Raw genomic sequence first — 16,919 nt, 5'->3', positions numbered from 1 at the left:
CTCCCCAAATGAGCCAGATCAAAACCAACCCAGATGACGAACAGGGCGATAGCGCATTTCCGAAGCGCTCAGGGGCGCAGATAGGCATATCCCTGCTGTTGCAGCTCGGCGAGCCGCACCACGCCGCCCTTCTCGGCCACCACGAAGCCGGGCGTGAGATCGTCGAGCTTGACGCCCTGCGCCTTCATGGTGTTGGCGCAGGCGTCAAAGCCGACGCCGGCGTCAGCAAGCTTCTTCATCATGTCGACGGTGTGGTCTTCGGCGGCGAGCGCATGAAAGGCGCGCAGCGCCGGCCCATGCACGACCAGCCTGATGTCCGCCTTGCCGGGCCCGCCGACGCCGTCGACATGGTTTTGGAGATTGCCCAGCACGAAGACGACACGATCGGCATCGGCGAGATGATAGACGACGCGCTGCCGCGTGGGCGTTTCCGTCGCAGCAGCCGCCTCGCGCATGGCGAATGCACCAAATAGTCCGGCAAGGCTCGCGCGAAGCATGGATCGACGCTGCATGGTCCCTCCTAGCGTATCTGCTTGATGAAGTCGGCGATGCGGTCGGCCACGTCTTCCGCGAACAGGTCGCGGAAGAAATGATCAGCATCCTCGATCTTATCTAGCTGCACCCGGCCGCCACTCGAATCGGCCGTTGATGCGAAGGACGCTACCACATCGGGCACGACCGTATCCTTCGTTGCGGCAAGCACCAGCACCGGCAGCTTCATGCGCGCCACCAGCGCCGCAGTGTCCTGTGCGGCGTCGGCGGCATAGAAGGACGCAAAGGCGCGCGCGGTCACCACGGCGTTGCGGCAATAGATGAAGCCCGGGGCATCCATCCATTCTCCGCCGCGTCCCGCCGCCACGGCTTTGGTCGCCTTCTCGAGCAGCGGCTCGAGCGGCTTGCCATAGGTCTGGGCGTAAGAGGCGCGCAAATCAGCCTCCGCTTTTGCGGTTACCGGTGCCAGCAGCACCGCGCCCGCGACCGGCGAAGCTTCGCCTGCCGTCAGATAGCGCGCCACCTGGTTGCCGCCGCGCGAATGGCCGAGCGCGACAACGAGCCGGGACATGCTCTTCGCCTTCGCGACCCAGGCGCCAATCTCGGCAACCGCGTCCCCGGCGACATAGTCGTGCCGCGTCGCGCAGTCGAACATGCCCTTGCGGCGATCGAGCCCCAGCGACAGCGTATGGGCGAGCGACGCGATGCCGCGCTGTTCGAGCGCCTTCGCGATGCCCTGGATGACTTCCATATCCTTGTGCGCGAGCGTGCCGTGGGTCATCACGACGAGCGGCGTATTCGGTCCCATCGCGGTGGGCGTGCGCAGTGTCGCGAGCGTCGTGCGGCCGTCGATCGACAGCTCAAGCTCCTGCTCAGCGGCGCCGACAGGCCGGACGAGAAGCAGCAAGACCGCCAATCCCATCAACCATCGCATCGGCGGCTCTCTCCTCAGGGACGGACAATCGTCCAGTTCTTTTCGGCAAGATCCATCAGCATGGCAACCCCGACCTGGGTGACGCTGATACCCTCGATCAGCGGCGGCCGCTTGCCCTCCTTCACCGCCAGCGTCTCCAGCGTATTGCCGCAGGCGATGAAGCTCACATTGGGCATCGATTTCAGGAAGTTCACCAGGCGCTCCTTCACCGGCGAGCGGTCCTCGAGCAGCATGTCGAGGCCGCCATTGAAGGCGACCACCACGATCTCGACGTCTTCGCCCTGCCCGGAATAATGCCGCGAGACATTGGCCGCAACATCGAGGACGGCGCGCATCTTGACCGGGTCGTCGTCGCTGATCTGCAACGCGAGCCTATGCGACTCCGCCGCCCGGGACGGAGCGGCGAGACTCGTCACAATGAAGGCCGCAGCGAGCAGACCGCGAAACAATCCACGGCGGCTCGCCAGGCCGCGCCTCATTCCACGCCCCGCGGCTTCCCGTCCTTGCCGTCCTCAGGCGTGACATCGATGACGGCGGCACGCGCGGTGATCTTCACCGGCGCTATGCAATCCTTCATGCAGGGATCCTTCTGCCAGAAGGATTTCTCGCTGGTGGCGCGATCGTCCATCACAAAACCCTGCTCGTTCGGCATCTTGATCGTGGCAAGGTTCTTGTTGGTCAGCTCGAAGTTCTGGTCGGTGACCACATCGTTCAGGTAAAGGACATAGGCGACCAGCGCATAATATTCGTCGACCGAGAACGACTCGGCGTTGCCGTAAGGCATGGCGTGACGGACGTAGTCGAACACGGTCGAGGCGTAGGGCCAGTACGAGCCCACCGTCTTGACCGGATTGTCTGATGTCAGCGAGCCCTTGCCGCCGGCCAGCACTGGCCAGCGGCCGTTGCCCTCACCGAACTCGCCGTGGCAGCTCGAGCAGTTGTCCATGAAGAGCTTTTCGCCCTGGGCGACCGTGCCCTTGCCCTCCGGCAGGCCCTGGCCGTCGGGCCGCACGTCGATATCCCAGCCGCGGATTTCGTCCGCGGTCGGCGCACGTCCGATGTGATAGCGCGGACCGCTCTTGGCGTCCGCCTTCTGTTGCGCGAGCGCCGGCGCACACAGCGCGCACGCGAGCAGTGCGACTGCAGCGAACTTAAGCGACTTCGACATTCTCGACCTCACCATTGGCCTGCACATGCCAGGTCTGGATGCCATTGTTGTGATAGATGGAGTTGACGCCGCGGATCTTGCGCAACTCGGCCTTGCTCGGCTGCACGTAACCGGTCTCGTCCTGGACGCGCGATTGCAGCAGCAGCGGCTCGCCGTTCCAGTCGAATTCGTAGTAGAAGCGCGTCAGCGCCTTGTCGAGGACGGGTCCATCGAGCCGCGTCGGCCACCAGTTGCGGCCGCCGTCGAGCGACACGTCGACGCGCTTAACCTTGCCGTTGCCGCTCCAGGCGAGCCCGGAGATGATGGTAAAGCCCTTGCCGTGCTTGATCGGCGCCTGCGGGCTCGGGCTCGTGATCACCGATTTGGCGTCCATCGACCAGGTGAAGCGGCGCGCCTTGCCACTCGGCAGGAGATCCGTGTATTTCGAGGTCTCCTCGCGGGTATGCCAGGGCTGGTCGCCGACCTTGATGCGACGCAGCCACTTGACCCAGAGATTGCCCTGCCAGCCCGGGACCACGAGGCGCATCGGATAGCCCTGCTCGGGATAGAGCGCCTCGCCGTTCATTTTGTAGGCGATGATGCAGTCATCCAGCGCCTTCTCGATCGGCAGACTGCGATCCATCGCAGCCGCATCGGCGCCCTCGACCAGCAGCCATTTGCCGGTTGTCTTGACGCCGGCTTCCTCGAGCAGCGTGCGTAGCGATACGCCGGTATACTGCACGCAGTGGATCATGCCGTGGGTGAACTGGCAGCCGTTGAGCTGCGCGCCGCGCCACTCCATGCCCGAATTCGCCGCGCACTCCATGAAGTGGATGCGGTTGACGCGCGGATAACGTTTCAGTTCCTCCAGATTGAGAATCAGGGGTCGCTCCACCAACCCATGGATCATAAGGCGATGATCGGCCGGGTCGATCTCGGCGATCCCGCCATGATGCCGCTCGAAGCAGAGGCCGTTCGGCGTGATGATGCCTTCGAGCTCGTGCAGGGGCGTGAAGCTCACGGAGGATTCGCGCGAGGCGGTCAGCCATTCGACATCGCGCCGGATGACGTCCTTCTCGAACTTCGACGGCTTGCCGTACGGGCGCACGGCGACACCCTCGCCGAGCGCCTTGGTCCATTCCGGTACGTTCGGCGGCTGGTTCGCCGGGTTGCCGCCGCCGGCTAGGGCGGGCTTCGCGAGCACCGACGCCGCAACGCCGGCGCCAGCGGCCAGGAAACTGCGTCGGGATTGCCGGGGACTGTCAATCTTCGACATCGCCTTACGCTCCGGTCACTTTGACAGCTCTGTTGGGTTCGAGGCGCACCGTCTTCTCTCTGGCCAAATAGTTGGCGATGACCTCCCAGATCGGGGGCCCCTCGGTTCCTTCGTTGACGCTGGCCCAGCCGGCGACCTGATACTCCCTGACGGGATCGATCGGCGCGCCGCTCTTGACCATCTGCATGTCCGAGATGCGGCTGCCCTGCGGCTTCGTGACGTCGATCGCGTAGGACAACCCGCCGATCCGCACCATGTCGCCGCCCTGCTGATAGTAGGGATCGACGTTGAAGAGATTGTCGGCGACGTCCTCGATGATCTCCTTCAACCGCGTCCCCGTCATGCCCATGCGATAGACGGCCGGATAGGTGATCGCGGTCGCGTTGGTGACGTCCTCGAAGGTGATGTCCTGTCCGGGCAGCACGCTGGTGCCCCAGCGGAAGCCGGGCGAGAGCGCGATCTCGGCATCGCGCTCCTGCACCAGCGCCTGGCAGATCAGGTCGTCGAACGTGCCGTTGAAATTGCCGCGCCGGTAGAGCAGCGAATCCGTCTTGCCGAGCACGCGGGACAGCTCGGCCGCGTAGGGCTTGCGCACCTCCGCGATCTTCGCGGCCATTTCGGCGTCCGCCGCGATCACATCGGAGAACAGCGGAATGAGCTTGTAACGGAACGCCTTGACCTCGCCGTCGCGGACGTCGAGATCGAGCCGCGACACGAACTTCCCGGACGAGCCCGACGCGATCAGCAGGGTCTTGCCGACCTTCACCGCCTCGGGCAGTGCATCATGGGTGTGCCCGGTCAGGATGACGTCGATGCCCTTGACGCGGCTCGCAAGCTTGCGGTCGACGTCGAAACCGTTGTGTGAGAGCAGCACGACGAGCTGCGCGCCGTCCTTGCGCGCCTTGTCGACCTGCGCCTGCACGTCCTCCTCGCGCACGCCGAACGACCAGTTCGGAATCATCCAGCGCGGATTGGCGACCGGCGTATAGGGGAAAGCCTGGCCGAGCACCGCGATCTTGACGCCGCCGCGCTCGATCATGGTCGAGGCATCGAACGCCGCCTCGTTCCATTCGGTGTCGCGGATGTTGAGGCCGAGGAACGGGAAGCCGAGGCCCTCGATCGCCTGCTTGACGCGCTCGGTGCCGTAAGTGAACTCCCAATGTCCGGTCATCGCGTCGGGCCTGAGCAGCGCCATGCAGTCGATCATGTCCTGGCCGCGCGTCTTCAGCGACGACCACGATCCTTGCCAGGTGTCGCCCCCGTCGAGCAGCGCCACCTTGTCGCCGCGCTCGGCGCGGATGGCCTTGATCACGGTGGCTGCGCGATCGAGGCCGCCGATCCGACCGTAGCTCTTGGCCAGCGCCTCGAAGTCCTCGGAGGTCAGGGCGTAGGCGGCCGACGAGCCGGGCGCGATGCCGAAGCGCGCGAGAAACTCTTTGCCGGTGACGTGCGGCGGCAGGCCCTTGGCCTCGCCCACGCCGAGATTGGTCGAGGGCTCGCGGAAATACAGCGGCATGAGCTGGCCGTGGATGTCGGTCACATGCACCAGCGTGACATTGCCGAGCGGCTCGAATGCCAGTAGTTCCTTCTCGGTCAGGCGCTGCTGGGCCACCGCCCGGGTCAGGCCGGAGCCGACACCGGTCGAAAGTGTCGCCGTTGCCGCAGCAACCTGAATGAACTCGCGGCGAGAGATCATGCGCAATGCTCCTGCATGCTCATCGTTTCAATTGCGCACCGACGGCGTCTCGACGGGCAGTCCGATGCCGCGCCAGGCGACATAGAGCTCGAGCGCTATAAATTCGTCCGACAGCGGCTTGAACGGCTCGGCGCGCACGTCGAACATGCAGCCTTCGAAACGCTCATGCAGCGGCACCAGGCGCTGGTCACGCAGCCGATAGGTCGGAAAGCCGTTGGTCTGGCCCTGACTCAGGAAATCGGCGCGCATGAACTTGCCGTTGTTGCGCTCGTGGCAGGATTCGCAGGCGAGATCGAGCTGGCCGTAGCGCGTGTAGTAGATCTGCTTGCCGCGCTCGAACCAGGGCGACATCGGACCGTCGGTCTTCACCGAGACCTTCATGCCGTGCGACTGGTAGCGCACGAAGGTGGTCATGTCGGTGAGTTCCTGGGATTTGAACTTCCAGGGTTCCGCCTTCATGTTTTCGGTGCGGCAGATGTTGATGCGCTGCTCGAGATTGACCGGCTTCTTCAGCTTGTCATCCCATTTCGGCATGGCGGCTCCGACGCCCTTCATGCTGGTCTCGGCCTCGCCGTGGCAGCTCATGCAGGACTTGCCCGCGCTGCCCTCGGCCTTCTTCCAGGCATCCGCCGCACGCTCCACGGCGAGGAAGCCCGGATTTTCGAGATCGTCGTCCTGTAGCGCTCGGGTCTCCTTGCTGCGAAACTCGTAGCCGGAGATTATAGTCTTGAAGACGTGGCCGGGCGGCGCCGCGATGCCCTTGCGCTCGGCCTCCTGCGCGGACGCGCAGGTCACAACCGATACGCTGGCGGCAAGCACAGCAGCGAGACCGAGATATCGCACCGGCATCCGTGCTCTCCCTTGCTTCGGGCGCTTCACGCCTTGAGCGCGATCTTCTCTTCAGCGGTGATCACCGTGCCGTCGTCGTCCGTCCAGGAGAACTTGAACGTTCCGGCTTCGTCGATCTTGGCATCGAACTGGATGTAGGGATTGGCCGAGATCGCCGGCTCGAGCGCGCAAGCGAACACCGGCTTGCCGTTGAACTCGCAGGCGAACTTGTTGATGATCTTGCGCGGAATGGTCTTCCCCTGCGCGTCCTTGCGCTGGCCGGATTCCATGACATGCGAGACCAGGGTCTTGATCTGGATGACCTCGCCCTTGGCAGCTTCCTTCGGAAGCTTGATGCGCGGTTTGTCTGCCATCTTTCCTCTCCTAAGCCCTTAGCCGCCGCAGCCGCCAATTGTGACTTTCACAGTCTTCTGCTCCGTGAACAGCGAACCGTCGCTCATCTTCGCGATCGCAACCACGTTCTGCGTGGTCGCGAGCCGGATTCGGATCGAGGCTTCCGCCTTGCCCGATAGCGGCGTGAAGGACAGCGTCGCAACGCCCGCGTTTGGGTTGCCGTCGGCGAGGATGATGACCTCCTTGACATAGGAGTCCGCGGTCATCGGGCTCTCGATGTTGATCGACAACGGCACCGTGTTGCCGTTCTCCGCGATCTCCGGCAGGTCGAGCGAAATCTTGCCCTTGGCGGGTTGCTTGCCGCTGGTGAACTTCTCGATCCACTTGGCCGCATCATTCGTGACTTCGGCATCGGCCGCCATGGGCATCAAGGTCAGCATGACAAAGCCGCCCCCGAGCGCAAATGCCTGCCGTCGATTGATGGCTTTCATTCCTGGTCCTCCTCACCGTCAGTTCAGCGTCTTGAGAAAAGCAATGACGTCCTCGACCTGCGCAGCCGTCAGAATCGATTTGCCGACGAATTCGCCGCGCACCCGGCTCAAGCCGTCGTTCTTGAAGAACGCAGGCATGACCGTGTTGGTGAAGATGCGCTTGGGGTCGGCGACGATGAGGCGCAATTGCGCCTCGGTATAGCGGCCGGCCACGCCGTCGAGCGACGGACCGAACTCGCCGTGGAATTCCTCGGATTTCAGGCTGGTGACCTGGTGGCAGGCGAGGCAGTTGCCGAGCGTGCGCGTCAGGAACACCTTCTTGCCCGCCTCGGCATTGCCGGGCGTGCCGGTCAAGGACTTCGGGAGCGAGTCATTGATGATGTCGAGCTTGATCGGCTCCGCGGCCGGCTGCTGGGCAAGAACGCCTCCGGCCAACAGACACAGTGCAAACGCAGCTACAAGCGAGCGCCGCATGTTCCCTACCCTTATGACGGTGACGCCCGCCTTTGATCACGATGGACTCACAATCCATCAAATTCAACTATTATGATATGTGAATATAAGAGTCGGCGTCAAGCGAAATTGGAAAGACGCTCTCAGCTAGCCATTGGCGGCAAAGAAATCCCGGAACGAGCCGCGCTCATAGGCCCGCTCCCGCACGAAGCGAAACATCGCCAGGAAATGCGTCGGCTTGAGATAGCCCGGTGCGCGCATAACCTCCCGCGCCATAGGGTCTTTTGCTTCGATACCGGCCGACGACGGCGGAAAGAACTGAAGCGTCGGGGTGAACCTGATCCCGTATTTCTGGGCGAGATCCTTCTCGGATAATTCCTGGCCGTCGACATCCGTAACCTTACGGGAGCCGATCAGATTGAGCTGCAACACCTCGAAATTGTCGCGGATGTAGTTGGTGATGTCGGTATCGGCTAAATTCACCAGATGCGTCTCGCGGCAATAGGGACAGCCGCGCAGCTCCCACATGACGGCGAGGCGCTTGCCGCCGGCGGCGGCGCTTTCGAGGTCCTCGCGCAGATCGAGGAAGCTCTGCAGAAACCAGGGCTCGTGGTAGAGCCCGTCTTCCCCGAGCGCCGGTTCGGCCACAGCCTCGCTCCTGCCGATGCCCAGAGCGGCGCCGGATGCGATCGCGAGAAAACCGCGCCGCGTTGGCGTACGAAGCGGCATCAGAGCTTTATGGGTTGGAAGATTTTGCGCATTGGTCATTTTCATTATGATATTCAAATACACGAATGTGACAAGGATTTCCGATTTTGCGCTGCATCATAGTCCTGTTGGCGTGGCTAGCTTCGCACGCGCTCGCCTTCGGCGCCGACGCTGACAAGCCTGCGGATTTCACATCGGCGATGGGGCCGATCATGGCCAATCTACGCAGCGCGGCGAGCTATGCGCGCACCGGAAACATTGCACTGGCGCAGATGGAGGCCGACGAGGCGGTAGTCGCGTGGAAGCGGCTCGAGCCAAACACGTCCGCTCCCCTGCCCGCTTACGCGCCGGCCGCTGTGTCGGATTTCCTCGACCGGGGACGCGAAAGTCTCACGGCGGCAACGCGTGCACTGGACAGTGGAGACGATGTCGCCGCCGGCCGCGAGCTGCATTCACTTCGTCAGTCCTTTCACGAGCTCAGGCGCAATTCAGGCCTGTACGATCTCGGTGACTGCGTCTTCGAGATAGCCCCGGCGATGGAAAAGTTGAGGGTCGCAGCGACTCGGTACGGCGAGCAGCCTGCGCCCGCGAGCGCTGAGGACACAGTCGCCGCCGCAAGCGCATTTCGCGATCGCTTGCAGCGCTGCAATGATTGGGCAAGTCCCGAGATCGCCGAAAGGAGCGAGTTCCGCCGCCTCATTGACGGCGCGATCGCGAGCAGCGGCGAGATTGCACATGCGGCAATGGCCGGCGACGGACCGCTCGTGCATCGCTACCTGATCGAGCTGCGGTCCTACGCCCAGCTGCTCGATTTCCGCTACGGTTAAGCATCAGCCGATGCTGGTGAGTCCTGGGAATCGCTCCAGCAGCCATTCCGAAACCGCGGGCATCAGGCCGGTCAGGAACATCAGACCGGTGGCGACCAGGAAGACGCCCATGGTCTTCTCGACCAGGCCGAGGTGACGACGCGCGCGGCCAAGCGCTGCAATGAACCTGCCGGTGAAGGCGGCCGCGATCAGGAAGGGAATGCCGGTCCCGACCGAATAGGCCAGCAGCAGCAGCGCCCCTCGTCCCGTCGTGTCCTCCGATCCCGCCATCAGCAGGACGGCGGCGAGAATGGGGCCTGCGCAGGGTGTCCAGCCGAACGCGAACGCCAGCCCCATGACGAAGGCCCCCGCCACGCCGGTCGGCCGGTTGTCGACCTGCACAGTCGCGCTGCGATAGAGCAGCGGAATCCTGAGCAGCCCCAGAAAATGCAGGCCCATGACGATGATCAGGCCGCCCGCGACTATGCCGAGGGTCGAAAGATGCGCGGAGATGAAGCGCCCCGCGATCGACGCGGTCGAGCCGAGCGCTACGAACACCAGCGAGAAGCCCGCCACGAAAGCCAGTGCGGAGACCAGGATGCGCGGCCGCAGGTCGGGCCTGCCTCCGGACAGATCCGTGACCGATACGCCGGCCATGTAGCAAAGGAAGGGCGGGACCAGGGGCAGGATGCAGGGCGACAGAAACGAAAACAGCCCCGCGACAAAGGCCGCACCCAGCGTGACGTCCAAGGTCATTGCGCCTCATCCCTAGCACATATGCGAATTTAATGATATAAAGCGACAAGGTAGTCCAAAAGCAAGTCCAGAGATCCAATACGTGAGATTGAACGGAATCATCGCCCTGCTCGCAATCAATGTCGCGCTCGCGCTGCCCGCGACCGGTTCGCGCGCAGCCGAGCTCGTGATGTTCGAGCGGCCCGGCTGCGTGTGGTGCGCGCGCTTCAACGCCGAGATCGCGCCGATCTATGCCAAGACCGAGGAAAGCCAGGCCGCGCCGCTGCGCCGGGTCGACCTGAATAGCCCCCTGCCCGCTGATCTCGCCGGAATCGATCCTGGCGCCTTCACGCCGACCTTCGTCGTGGTAAAAGAGGGCCGTGAGATCGGGCGCATTCGCGGCTATCCGGGGGATGCCTTCTTCTTCGGCCTCTTGGACCGGATCCTGTCCCAAACAGGAGCGGAACCGGCCAAGTCGTGAACGCTGTCGGGATTTTGCTCAGGGGAATTTGACGCGATGACATTGCCGAAGCTGAAGGAGATCGAGGGCTCCGCCGAACTCGAGCAGATGATCGAGAAGGCGCGCGAGGCGAGCGACATGCTCAAGGCGTTGTCGCATGAGTCCCGGTTGCTGCTACTCTGCATCCTCGCCGAGGGCGAGAAATCGGTGACCGAGCTTGAGCAGTTCCTGGGCGAGCGGCAGTCGACCGTCTCGCAGCAGCTCGCGCGGCTGAGACTCGATCGGCTGGTGACGACCCGCCGCGACGGCAAGGCAATCTACTACAGCCTCGCCAGCGAGGACGTCCGCAAGATTCTCACCGCCGTCTACGACGTGTTCTGCGAGCCAGTTCGCCGGCGCCGCCGGTAATTTTCCGCTCTGGCTTTTCGCCACCTGCCGGCGCAGACTGCCCGCGACGCAAAACGAACATCTTGCGGGAGGAATGCTGAGCCCTTCGACCATAGCGTTTGCATGCGGGCTTGCCGCCGGCGCCGTGCTCGGCGTTGCTGGCCGTGCGGGCCGCTTCTGCACGCTCGCGATGCTCGAGGATGCGTTCTTCGGAGCGGATTATCGTCGGCTGAAATCCTTTGCACTCGCTGCGGCCGTGGCGCTGCTTGCGACGCAAGCGCTCGCCGAATTCGGCATCGTCGATCTGTCGCGGTCGATCTATCTCACAGCATCGATCGGCTTGGGCGGTGCGATCATCGGAGGGCTAATGTTCGGCGTCGGCATGGCGCTGGTCGGCACCTGCGGCTTCGGCTCGCTGGTGCGCGTCGGCGGCGGCGATCTGCGCGCCATCGTCGTCTTTCTCGTGCTCGGCCTGTCGGCGCTCGCAACCATGCGCGGCGTGACGGGAATGCTCCGTGTGCTGTTCGTCGAGCCCTTGTCCCTGCGGCTGGGCGAGGGTACCAATCAGGCGCTGACATCAATACTTTGTCCCGGTGCTGGCGCTGCAACACGTGCGATCCTCGTCGCTTCCATCGCAACCGCACTCGTCGTTTGGGCGCTCGCAGACGGCAAACTCATCCGATCGCCGAGACTGCTTGTGTCCGGGTTTGCCGTCGGAGGTGCGATCGCGTTCGGTTGGTTCGCGACCGGGTGGCTGGCGGATGACGAGTTTGATCCCATCCGTGTCAGTTCGCTGACCTTTGTCGCGCCGCTCGGCGATAGCATCCTCTATGTTGCCACCTTCTCCGGCGCGCGGCTGAATTTCGGCATCGGCTCGGTCGCCGGCGTGGTCGCGGGCTCGTTTGCCGCGGCGATGCTTGCGCGCGGCTTCCGCTGGGAGGCTTGCGACGACGCCCGCGAATTGAAGCGTCACATGATTGGCGCGCTGCTGATGGGCGTCGGCGGCATAATGTCGATGGGATGCACCATCGGACAGGGCCTTACTGCATTCTCGACGCTGGCGGTTTCAGCCCCGATCACGCTACTGGCGATCGCGTGCGGCGCGCGACTAGGGCTGGAATTTACGATGACCGGCGAATGGCTGCCTGTAGTGCGAAGGCTATTCGGACCTTCGACCTAGCAGGTTCCGGGACGCGGCCTATCTTTTGTGAGAGCTCAGCGAATTGCGGAGTAGCTGCTCGGCTTTTGAATAGCGTGTGCGCTTGCTCTTTATCATCCGCTCGACCCTAGTGGCATGCTCTGGCCCTCGACATCACCGTGACGGACCTCAAGTTCAAACCTCACATGGGCGCCGCACCAGGATGAACTGTGGCGATGGTACTGGCATTCTAGCGCTTCGATCCGCGACTGCGAAATGACTGCTTAAGCGCTCGATCGCATTTGAGCCCCGCCTGGGCATGAGGCTGGGAGCGACCGCTCCCGGTGCTATTTCAGAGATCCCCTCTTCCCATCGGCGCAGCATAACTGGCTTAGCAGCGCGACCATTACCGCTAACGTTCTTGTTCCTGAGTTCTCATTCGTTCGCCGTACTGATATTGACGGGCATCAACCTTTTCGGTTTCCGATCGATGTCGGCCCTTCACAGGTTCCTGGATCGATGCTCGACCGAAGGAGTGTCCTTGCTCAAGATGCTGTGCAATCCGCTCCCTTGCCGCTTCCATGATGCTGCTACGCGCGCCAACACCCGTGGGTGCTCGGACATGCGGCACGCTGGGCGCTGATCTCGCTCGCGGGAGCGAATGTCGCGACCGGAGCGCTCGTTGCCTGTATTCTGGTCAGTATCGTGGTCGCACCGGTCGTGGACCGCCTGCATCTCCCCTTCGCTGCACTGGGCTTTTCAGCGGTCGTTTCGATGATGCCAGGCTTCTTCTTATTCGAGGCCGCGAGCGCCATGGTCGAGTTGGTTTCGCTGGGGCCACATGCTCCGGTAACTCTCCTGATGAGCATCGCGGCCAATGGTGCCACGGCGTTTCTGGTCATTTTGGCCATGACCTTCGGGCTGATCTTGCCGCGGATGCTGCTTGAGCACTTCCTCACCCCGACTGTCTGAGCGCCGCGGGCACATCGCGATATCGTTCGAGAATGGAACGGCTTGTATCCAATACTTGTTCGAGCAAACCGCTGCCACATGTCCGCGTTGCGCGCCAAAACTCCGACGCCGCCTCTGGCGCTGGGCTATCAGCGGCAACCAAGTCGCAGCGCACGGACGCTCGCGTGTCCCGATCGTGTTTGGAGTTGCGGCAATCGCGCAGTGAAGGAGCGACGCTTTCCAGATCCGGGACTGCTCGTCAGCGCTCGCCTATCCCCTACAATCGGAACTTTTTGGTCGTGCACCTGCGCTCGTCCAAGGCGGCGCCCCACTCAGAGGGCATGCGTACGCTAGCTGTGGTGAGAATTTCTTTGATCTCCCGGCGCACACGTCGTGCACACACAGCCTTCTAACCAACTGACAAACTTGAACTCTCATTCCAATCCATCATTGACAAACTTGAGCTACCTCCAGCCAAAGAAAGGCAATGAGATCAAGTTTCAGACCTCCCTCGGAGCGCTGGACGAACCGCAAAGGCTATGTCGATCGACCCTGGCCGGGATTCCGTTCGCCTGCCGAGAATCGAGTGAAGCCCTCGGCCTGAGCCGCACTCGATGAGCGGATACGCGCATTGGTCGACAGGCCGTGCTCAAAAGCCTGGCGCCAGCCGGAGATTGTTGCCGGGATTACGTCCAGCGCGCGCTTGCTTTCGGACAATACGACGGGATCGAATGCGCTGACGGCTTTTGCCAGGCGTTCGGCCTCGTCCATCAACCCGGCGAGCGGCACAGAGCGATTGACCATGCCCCAGCTCTCAGCCGTGCGGCCATCGATCCGCTGGGCCGTCAGTACCAACCAGGCCGCGCGCTTGGCAGTGAGCTGGATTTGGGCACCTGGCCCAGAGAATTGCGGATAGGCACCGAAGCCGATCTCCGGCATTCCGATCTCGGCCTCGTCGGCGGCAACAGCCAGATCGCAGACGCTGATGAGCGTTGGGATTGCCTCAATGGGGTGAAGGCACCCCATGCAAGAGGTAAACCGCCGATGATTCCATTATTGGCAGATGCGATCGAGGCCCATGGCGGGCTGCGCCAATGGGAGGCGCACCAACATCTCTCGGCCACGATCAGGTGCGGCGGAGATTTGTGGGCACTGAAGGAAATCGAGCAGGACCAGACGCCGCGAACGATGCGGATCGATCTGCATCGCGAGCGGGCATCCATAGCGCCGTTCGGAAGGCCCGGCCAGCGCATGGACTTCACGCCCGGACACATCGCCATAGTCGCCGAAGACGAGCGCGTCATCGCGGAACGAGACAGCCCGCGTGCATCATTTGCGCAGCATGATATGCGCACGCATTGGGACCCGCTGCACCGCGGCTATTTCAACGGCTACGCCCTCTGGACCTGCCTGACCACGCCTTTCCTGCTTGCGATGGACGGATTCCTGCTCCGGGAGATCGGGCCATGGCGCGAAGGTGCGGAGATCTGGCGTGGACTTCGAGCGACCTTCCCCGCAACGATCGCAAGCCACAGCACCGAGCAGGATTTCTATTTTGGCCCCGACATGCTCATTCGCCGACATGACTACAGCGTGGAAATCGCCGGGAATTTTTCGGCTGCCCAATATCGGCTAGCAGGCTTGCACGCTCCTGCGCACCGGGGGCCTGACCGGCTCCGCTCGCGTCGGCCGCCATCGTCGTCTCGAGCACCTGTTGAACGTAGCCGGCATGCCGGCGGGCCGTGTCCGGCGCTTCGCCGGTCAGGTTCTTCGCACCAAGGACATAATTGCCGGCGCCGGCGATCGAGCCGACGCTCAGGCCGCTCGACGTCAATCCGGAGATGTCGACCGTACCGCCCGCATTGGTGACGAGCTGCGCTGTCCCGTCGGAGCTGGTATCGGTGAACAGCGTCCTGCCGGAGGCATTGGTCGTAATGATCGCATCGCCGGCGCCGGCGGAATTGGCGAACCGGAGGGTGCCCATTGCCGGACGCACCACTGACCACAAAGCTCGGGTGATTGCCCGACTGGTTGTCGATACCGCTTCCGCCAATCACCAAGGAGGCGGGACCGCCAGCTCCATCCGAGATGTTAAACGTGAACGCAGCTGCGCCATTTAAGCCATTTAAGAAGTGCAGCCCACCGACCTGCGTTGCCTGATTGATGTCGATTGCCTTGGTGGCCGATGCCCCGAATTGCGCAATATCGGTCGCAGTCGGGACAGATCCTACCGTCCAGTTGGCGGCGTTATTCCAGTTGCCGTTGGCCGGTGTCGCCAGCCATCCTGGTTGAACCGATATGACTTGCCGCGTCGCTGTTGCAACGTCGTTCCAGTTGAAGCTCGGCGTATTGGAATTGGTGCTGAAGAACACCTGGATCTGTTTTTGATTGGGGGTGCTCCAGTCGACCCAGATGCGCTCGAAATTCAGCTGCAAGAGCGGAATATATGTCCCGAAGCCAGGAACGACGTTCGGCGTCGAGGAGAACGTCACATTGCATTCAGCGGGCGTGCACGAGCCTGCCGAGGCGCGGCCGTTTCCAAACTGGACCTGGCCTAGAAGGCCGCCGCCGTCGACGCTGATGCCTGTCCCGACAATAGAGAACGAACTCGGCGATCCGACCGATACCGGAAATCACAAAATTTGCCGGATTGATCAGAAACTGGCCGCCGCCGTGAGACGACGAGAAGTCGATTTCCCACAGGTCAGTTGCCGCAGCCGAACTCAGTTGAACACCGAAAGCCGCGGCAACAGAAAAGCCGGTCAACCAGTGACGACGCATTCCCATCCCGCGGCCCCTCTGTATCGGAGGTTGCAGCAGATGTCATCTTCCCGTTGTCGCACCAGCGTCGGCCGCGACGCTGCCATGGCCGCGGTATAATATTGCCCGCCTGATACGAATTTGGGGATCGGCGCGATGTCGGTGCTACTCACGGGCGCATCGCCCGCGCCCGGCTGGTCGTCAGGACATTGGCAATCTTTCTATTTCAGTGTGGGTTCGCGCTTCAAACAAGCCTCGCGGCAACGAGCCGCACCCAGTGCAAATCCGAGACAGCAGTTCCTGGCCACATTCAAACCGTTCCGCTCCTGCTGCGTGAAGTTCCATAAAGGCTTACGATTCCGTGTCCTCGTTGCTCGCCACCAGGCCAGTCGCTCGCAAGAGGCGCGCTCGGCAAGGCTGGACGCCAGCCATTTGGCTGGCCTGCAGCCGGCGCGCCGCGCGCAAGATGTGGCGGAAACTCGAAGCGATGCCGGCCGCGATTCGGGTTGCGGCCGTCAGTGCGGCGCTTGTCGTGCTCCTTCCGCTGGCCAACGTCTCCTATCAGATCATCCGCAAGCCGACCGAGCTGTTCTTTTTCGTCGGCACGGCGCTGGACAAGGAGCCGGCGGACACGTGGCGACAGTACGGAGCACACTTCCGTTCGTCTTCCACCGACGCCATCGCGCCCGAGCTCCTGGCTGCGCTGGCCCAGACCGAGAGCTCCGGCAATCCGGTGGCGCGCACCTATTGGCGCTGGCGACCGACCTGGAATCCGCTCGCGATATACAAGCCCGCCTCGAGCGCCGTCGGCCTGTATCAGATGACAGACCCGGCGTTTGCGGAGGCGAATAACTATTGCATCCGCGAGCACGCGGTCGTCACCACGGACTGCTGGTTCAATGGCCTCTATATTCGCACGCTACCGGGTCACGCCACGGAGCTCGCAGCGATATACCTGGACCGCAATGTCGCCAGCGTTCTCGCTGCGGTACCGAAGAACACCGCCAGTCCCCAGCAGAAGCAGGATCTCGCCGCGCTCATCCATCTCTGCGGCACCGGCCCCGGACGAGCCTTCGTGCGCCGCGGGTTCCGGCCTGCCGCGGGCGAACAATGCGGCGACCACCTCGTCGCGGCATACATTGCGAAGGTCAACGAGATGAAACGCCGATTTCAGAAGCTTGCGGCAAACGATGGGAGTTGAGCCAGAGGTGGCATGCCGCGCACGAGCGCCTCGCCGCAAAAGTCCGCACCCGCGATAGGGCTTGGAAACCAATAGGGGCTGGAAGGCGTCACGAAGCTTCTT

General features: G+C 62.9%; 21 protein-coding genes. 7 read left to right on the top strand and 14 right to left on the bottom strand.

Annotation, left to right across the window (positions count from 1 at the left end):
* Positions 1-68 precede the first annotated feature (68 nt).
* The 11 genes from HU230_RS08415 to HU230_RS08365 form a co-directional block, all read right to left on the bottom strand.
* Entirely contained in the window at positions 69-512 is a 444-nt protein-coding gene (locus HU230_RS08415; protein WP_176532075.1) for a DsrE family protein, read from the bottom strand.
* Between the two features lie 8 nt (positions 513-520).
* Positions 521-1,426 carry an alpha/beta hydrolase gene (locus HU230_RS08410; RefSeq protein ID WP_176532076.1) on the bottom strand — a complete coding sequence of 302 codons (906 nt, stop codon included), beginning with the start codon at positions 1,424-1,426 and terminating at the stop codon, positions 521-523.
* A 14-nt stretch (positions 1,427-1,440) separates the two neighbouring features.
* Positions 1,441-1,905, bottom strand: a complete 465-nt coding sequence (locus HU230_RS08405) for a DsrE family protein (protein ID WP_176532077.1) — start codon at positions 1,903-1,905, stop codon at positions 1,441-1,443.
* Entirely contained in the window at positions 1,902-2,594 is a 693-nt protein-coding gene (locus tag HU230_RS08400; protein ID WP_420831803.1) for a c-type cytochrome, read from the bottom strand. The genes HU230_RS08405 and HU230_RS08400 overlap by 4 nt, the downstream gene beginning before the upstream one ends.
* Positions 2,578-3,849, bottom strand: coding sequence for a sulfite dehydrogenase (gene soxC / locus HU230_RS08395; protein ID WP_176532079.1), 1,272 nt, complete (start codon positions 3,847-3,849; stop codon positions 2,578-2,580). Before soxC ends, HU230_RS08400 begins: the two co-directional genes overlap by 17 nt.
* A 4-nt stretch (positions 3,850-3,853) precedes the next feature.
* On the bottom strand, positions 3,854-5,545 hold the full coding sequence (gene soxB / locus HU230_RS08390; protein ID WP_176532080.1) for a thiosulfohydrolase SoxB: 1,692 nt from the start codon (positions 5,543-5,545) through the stop codon (positions 3,854-3,856).
* 27 nt (positions 5,546-5,572) lie between these two features.
* Complete coding sequence (soxA, locus tag HU230_RS08385; protein ID WP_176532081.1) at positions 5,573-6,394, bottom strand: sulfur oxidation c-type cytochrome SoxA; 822 nt, start codon at positions 6,392-6,394, stop codon at positions 5,573-5,575.
* Positions 6,395-6,420: 26 nt separating this feature from the next.
* The gene (gene soxZ / locus HU230_RS08380) at positions 6,421-6,747 is read right to left on the bottom strand and encodes a thiosulfate oxidation carrier complex protein SoxZ (protein WP_176532082.1); all 327 of its coding nucleotides are present in this window, start codon (positions 6,745-6,747) and stop codon (positions 6,421-6,423) included.
* 18 nt (positions 6,748-6,765) lie between these two features.
* On the bottom strand, positions 6,766-7,218 hold the full coding sequence (soxY, locus tag HU230_RS08375; RefSeq protein ID WP_176532083.1) for a thiosulfate oxidation carrier protein SoxY: 453 nt from the start codon (positions 7,216-7,218) through the stop codon (positions 6,766-6,768).
* An 18-nt stretch (positions 7,219-7,236) separates the two neighbouring features.
* Positions 7,237-7,692: a sulfur oxidation c-type cytochrome SoxX gene (gene soxX / locus HU230_RS08370; protein ID WP_176532084.1), complete on the bottom strand. Its 456-nt coding sequence runs from the start codon at positions 7,690-7,692 to the stop codon at positions 7,237-7,239.
* 126 nt (positions 7,693-7,818) lie between these two features.
* The gene (locus tag HU230_RS08365; RefSeq protein ID WP_224943116.1) at positions 7,819-8,400 is read right to left on the bottom strand and encodes a SoxW family protein; all 582 of its coding nucleotides are present in this window, start codon (positions 8,398-8,400) and stop codon (positions 7,819-7,821) included.
* Positions 8,401-8,651: 251 nt separating this feature from the next.
* Here HU230_RS08365 and HU230_RS08360 point away from each other — a divergent pair, with 251 nt between their 5' ends.
* A complete protein-coding gene (locus tag HU230_RS08360; protein ID WP_234633861.1) occupies positions 8,652-9,206 on the top strand; it encodes a hypothetical protein in 555 nt (184 codons plus the stop codon).
* A gap of 3 nt (positions 9,207-9,209) precedes the next feature.
* On the opposite strand, the gene HU230_RS08355 is transcribed toward HU230_RS08360, so the two are convergent.
* A complete protein-coding gene (locus tag HU230_RS08355; RefSeq protein WP_176532087.1) occupies positions 9,210-9,941 on the bottom strand; it encodes a cytochrome c biogenesis CcdA family protein in 732 nt (243 codons plus the stop codon).
* Between the two features lie 88 nt (positions 9,942-10,029).
* Here HU230_RS08355 and HU230_RS08350 point away from each other — a divergent pair, with 88 nt between their 5' ends.
* The 4 genes from HU230_RS08350 (at position 10,030) to HU230_RS08335 (ending at position 12,877) form a co-directional block, all read left to right on the top strand.
* Complete coding sequence (locus HU230_RS08350; RefSeq protein WP_176532088.1) at positions 10,030-10,401, top strand: thioredoxin domain-containing protein; 372 nt, start codon at positions 10,030-10,032, stop codon at positions 10,399-10,401.
* A 36-nt stretch (positions 10,402-10,437) separates the two neighbouring features.
* Positions 10,438-10,788, top strand: coding sequence for an ArsR/SmtB family transcription factor (locus HU230_RS08345; protein ID WP_176532089.1), 351 nt, complete (start codon positions 10,438-10,440; stop codon positions 10,786-10,788).
* Between the two features lie 73 nt (positions 10,789-10,861).
* Positions 10,862-11,947 (top strand): YeeE/YedE family protein, encoded by a 1,086-nt coding sequence (locus tag HU230_RS08340; protein ID WP_176532090.1) that lies wholly within the window; start codon positions 10,862-10,864, stop codon positions 11,945-11,947.
* A 570-nt stretch (positions 11,948-12,517) separates the two neighbouring features.
* On the top strand, positions 12,518-12,877 hold the full coding sequence (locus HU230_RS08335) for a threonine/serine exporter family protein (protein ID WP_176532091.1): 360 nt from the start codon (positions 12,518-12,520) through the stop codon (positions 12,875-12,877).
* A gap of 516 nt (positions 12,878-13,393) precedes the next feature.
* On the opposite strand, the gene HU230_RS08330 is transcribed toward HU230_RS08335, so the two are convergent.
* Both HU230_RS08330 and HU230_RS08325 read right to left on the bottom strand, forming a co-directional pair.
* Complete coding sequence (locus HU230_RS08330) at positions 13,394-13,795, bottom strand: enoyl-CoA hydratase/isomerase family protein (protein ID WP_234633860.1); 402 nt, start codon at positions 13,793-13,795, stop codon at positions 13,394-13,396.
* Between the two features lie 631 nt (positions 13,796-14,426).
* Entirely contained in the window at positions 14,427-14,840 is a 414-nt protein-coding gene (locus tag HU230_RS08325) for a hypothetical protein (RefSeq protein WP_176532093.1), read from the bottom strand.
* A gap of 428 nt (positions 14,841-15,268) precedes the next feature.
* Here HU230_RS08325 and HU230_RS08320 point away from each other — a divergent pair, with 428 nt between their 5' ends.
* Together HU230_RS08320 and HU230_RS08315 are read left to right on the top strand one after the other, a co-directional pair.
* Positions 15,269-15,736 carry a hypothetical protein gene (locus HU230_RS08320; RefSeq protein ID WP_176532094.1) on the top strand — a complete coding sequence of 156 codons (468 nt, stop codon included), beginning with the start codon at positions 15,269-15,271 and terminating at the stop codon, positions 15,734-15,736.
* A gap of 367 nt (positions 15,737-16,103) precedes the next feature.
* Positions 16,104-16,817 (top strand): transglycosylase SLT domain-containing protein, encoded by a 714-nt coding sequence (locus tag HU230_RS08315; protein WP_224943112.1) that lies wholly within the window; start codon positions 16,104-16,106, stop codon positions 16,815-16,817.
* Positions 16,818-16,919: the final 102 nt, after the last annotated feature.

It is taken from the genome of Bradyrhizobium quebecense, assembly GCF_013373795.3.
In the GTDB taxonomy this organism is placed as follows: domain Bacteria; phylum Pseudomonadota; class Alphaproteobacteria; order Rhizobiales; family Xanthobacteraceae; genus Bradyrhizobium; species Bradyrhizobium quebecense.
The sequence above is the reverse complement of the archived record's forward strand: the minus strand, read 5'-3'. Positions and strand labels throughout refer to the sequence as shown.

Coding starts and splice junctions, on each gene's coding strand:
- HU230_RS08340 (WP_176532090.1), top strand. CDS start 10,862: ATGCTGAGCCCTTCGACCATAGCGTTTGCATGCGGGCTTGCCGCCGGC.
- HU230_RS08365 (WP_224943116.1), bottom strand. CDS start 8,400: ATGCCGCTTCGTACGCCAACGCGGCGCGGTTTTCTCGCGATCGCATCC.
- HU230_RS08315 (WP_224943112.1), top strand. CDS start 16,104: ATGCCGGCCGCGATTCGGGTTGCGGCCGTCAGTGCGGCGCTTGTCGTG.
- HU230_RS08325 (WP_176532093.1), bottom strand. CDS start 14,840: ATGGGCACCCTCCGGTTCGCCAATTCCGCCGGCGCCGGCGATGCGATC.
- soxB (WP_176532080.1), bottom strand. CDS start 5,545: ATGATCTCTCGCCGCGAGTTCATTCAGGTTGCTGCGGCAACGGCGACA.
- HU230_RS08405 (WP_176532077.1), bottom strand. CDS start 1,905: ATGAGGCGCGGCCTGGCGAGCCGCCGTGGATTGTTTCGCGGTCTGCTC.
- soxC (WP_176532079.1), bottom strand. CDS start 3,849: ATGTCGAAGATTGACAGTCCCCGGCAATCCCGACGCAGTTTCCTGGCC.
- HU230_RS08320 (WP_176532094.1), top strand. CDS start 15,269: ATGCGCTCGAAATTCAGCTGCAAGAGCGGAATATATGTCCCGAAGCCA.
- HU230_RS08355 (WP_176532087.1), bottom strand. CDS start 9,941: ATGACCTTGGACGTCACGCTGGGTGCGGCCTTTGTCGCGGGGCTGTTT.
- HU230_RS08345 (WP_176532089.1), top strand. CDS start 10,438: ATGACATTGCCGAAGCTGAAGGAGATCGAGGGCTCCGCCGAACTCGAG.
- HU230_RS08415 (WP_176532075.1), bottom strand. CDS start 512: ATGCAGCGTCGATCCATGCTTCGCGCGAGCCTTGCCGGACTATTTGGT.
- soxY (WP_176532083.1), bottom strand. CDS start 7,218: ATGAAAGCCATCAATCGACGGCAGGCATTTGCGCTCGGGGGCGGCTTT.
- HU230_RS08410 (WP_176532076.1), bottom strand. CDS start 1,426: ATGCGATGGTTGATGGGATTGGCGGTCTTGCTGCTTCTCGTCCGGCCT.
- soxA (WP_176532081.1), bottom strand. CDS start 6,394: ATGCCGGTGCGATATCTCGGTCTCGCTGCTGTGCTTGCCGCCAGCGTA.
- HU230_RS08360 (WP_234633861.1), top strand. CDS start 8,652: ATGGAGGCCGACGAGGCGGTAGTCGCGTGGAAGCGGCTCGAGCCAAAC.
- HU230_RS08330 (WP_234633860.1), bottom strand. CDS start 13,795: ATGCCGGAGATCGGCTTCGGTGCCTATCCGCAATTCTCTGGGCCAGGT.
- soxX (WP_176532084.1), bottom strand. CDS start 7,692: ATGCGGCGCTCGCTTGTAGCTGCGTTTGCACTGTGTCTGTTGGCCGGA.
- HU230_RS08400 (WP_420831803.1), bottom strand. CDS start 2,594: ATGTCGAAGTCGCTTAAGTTCGCTGCAGTCGCACTGCTCGCGTGCGCG.
- soxZ (WP_176532082.1), bottom strand. CDS start 6,747: ATGGCAGACAAACCGCGCATCAAGCTTCCGAAGGAAGCTGCCAAGGGC.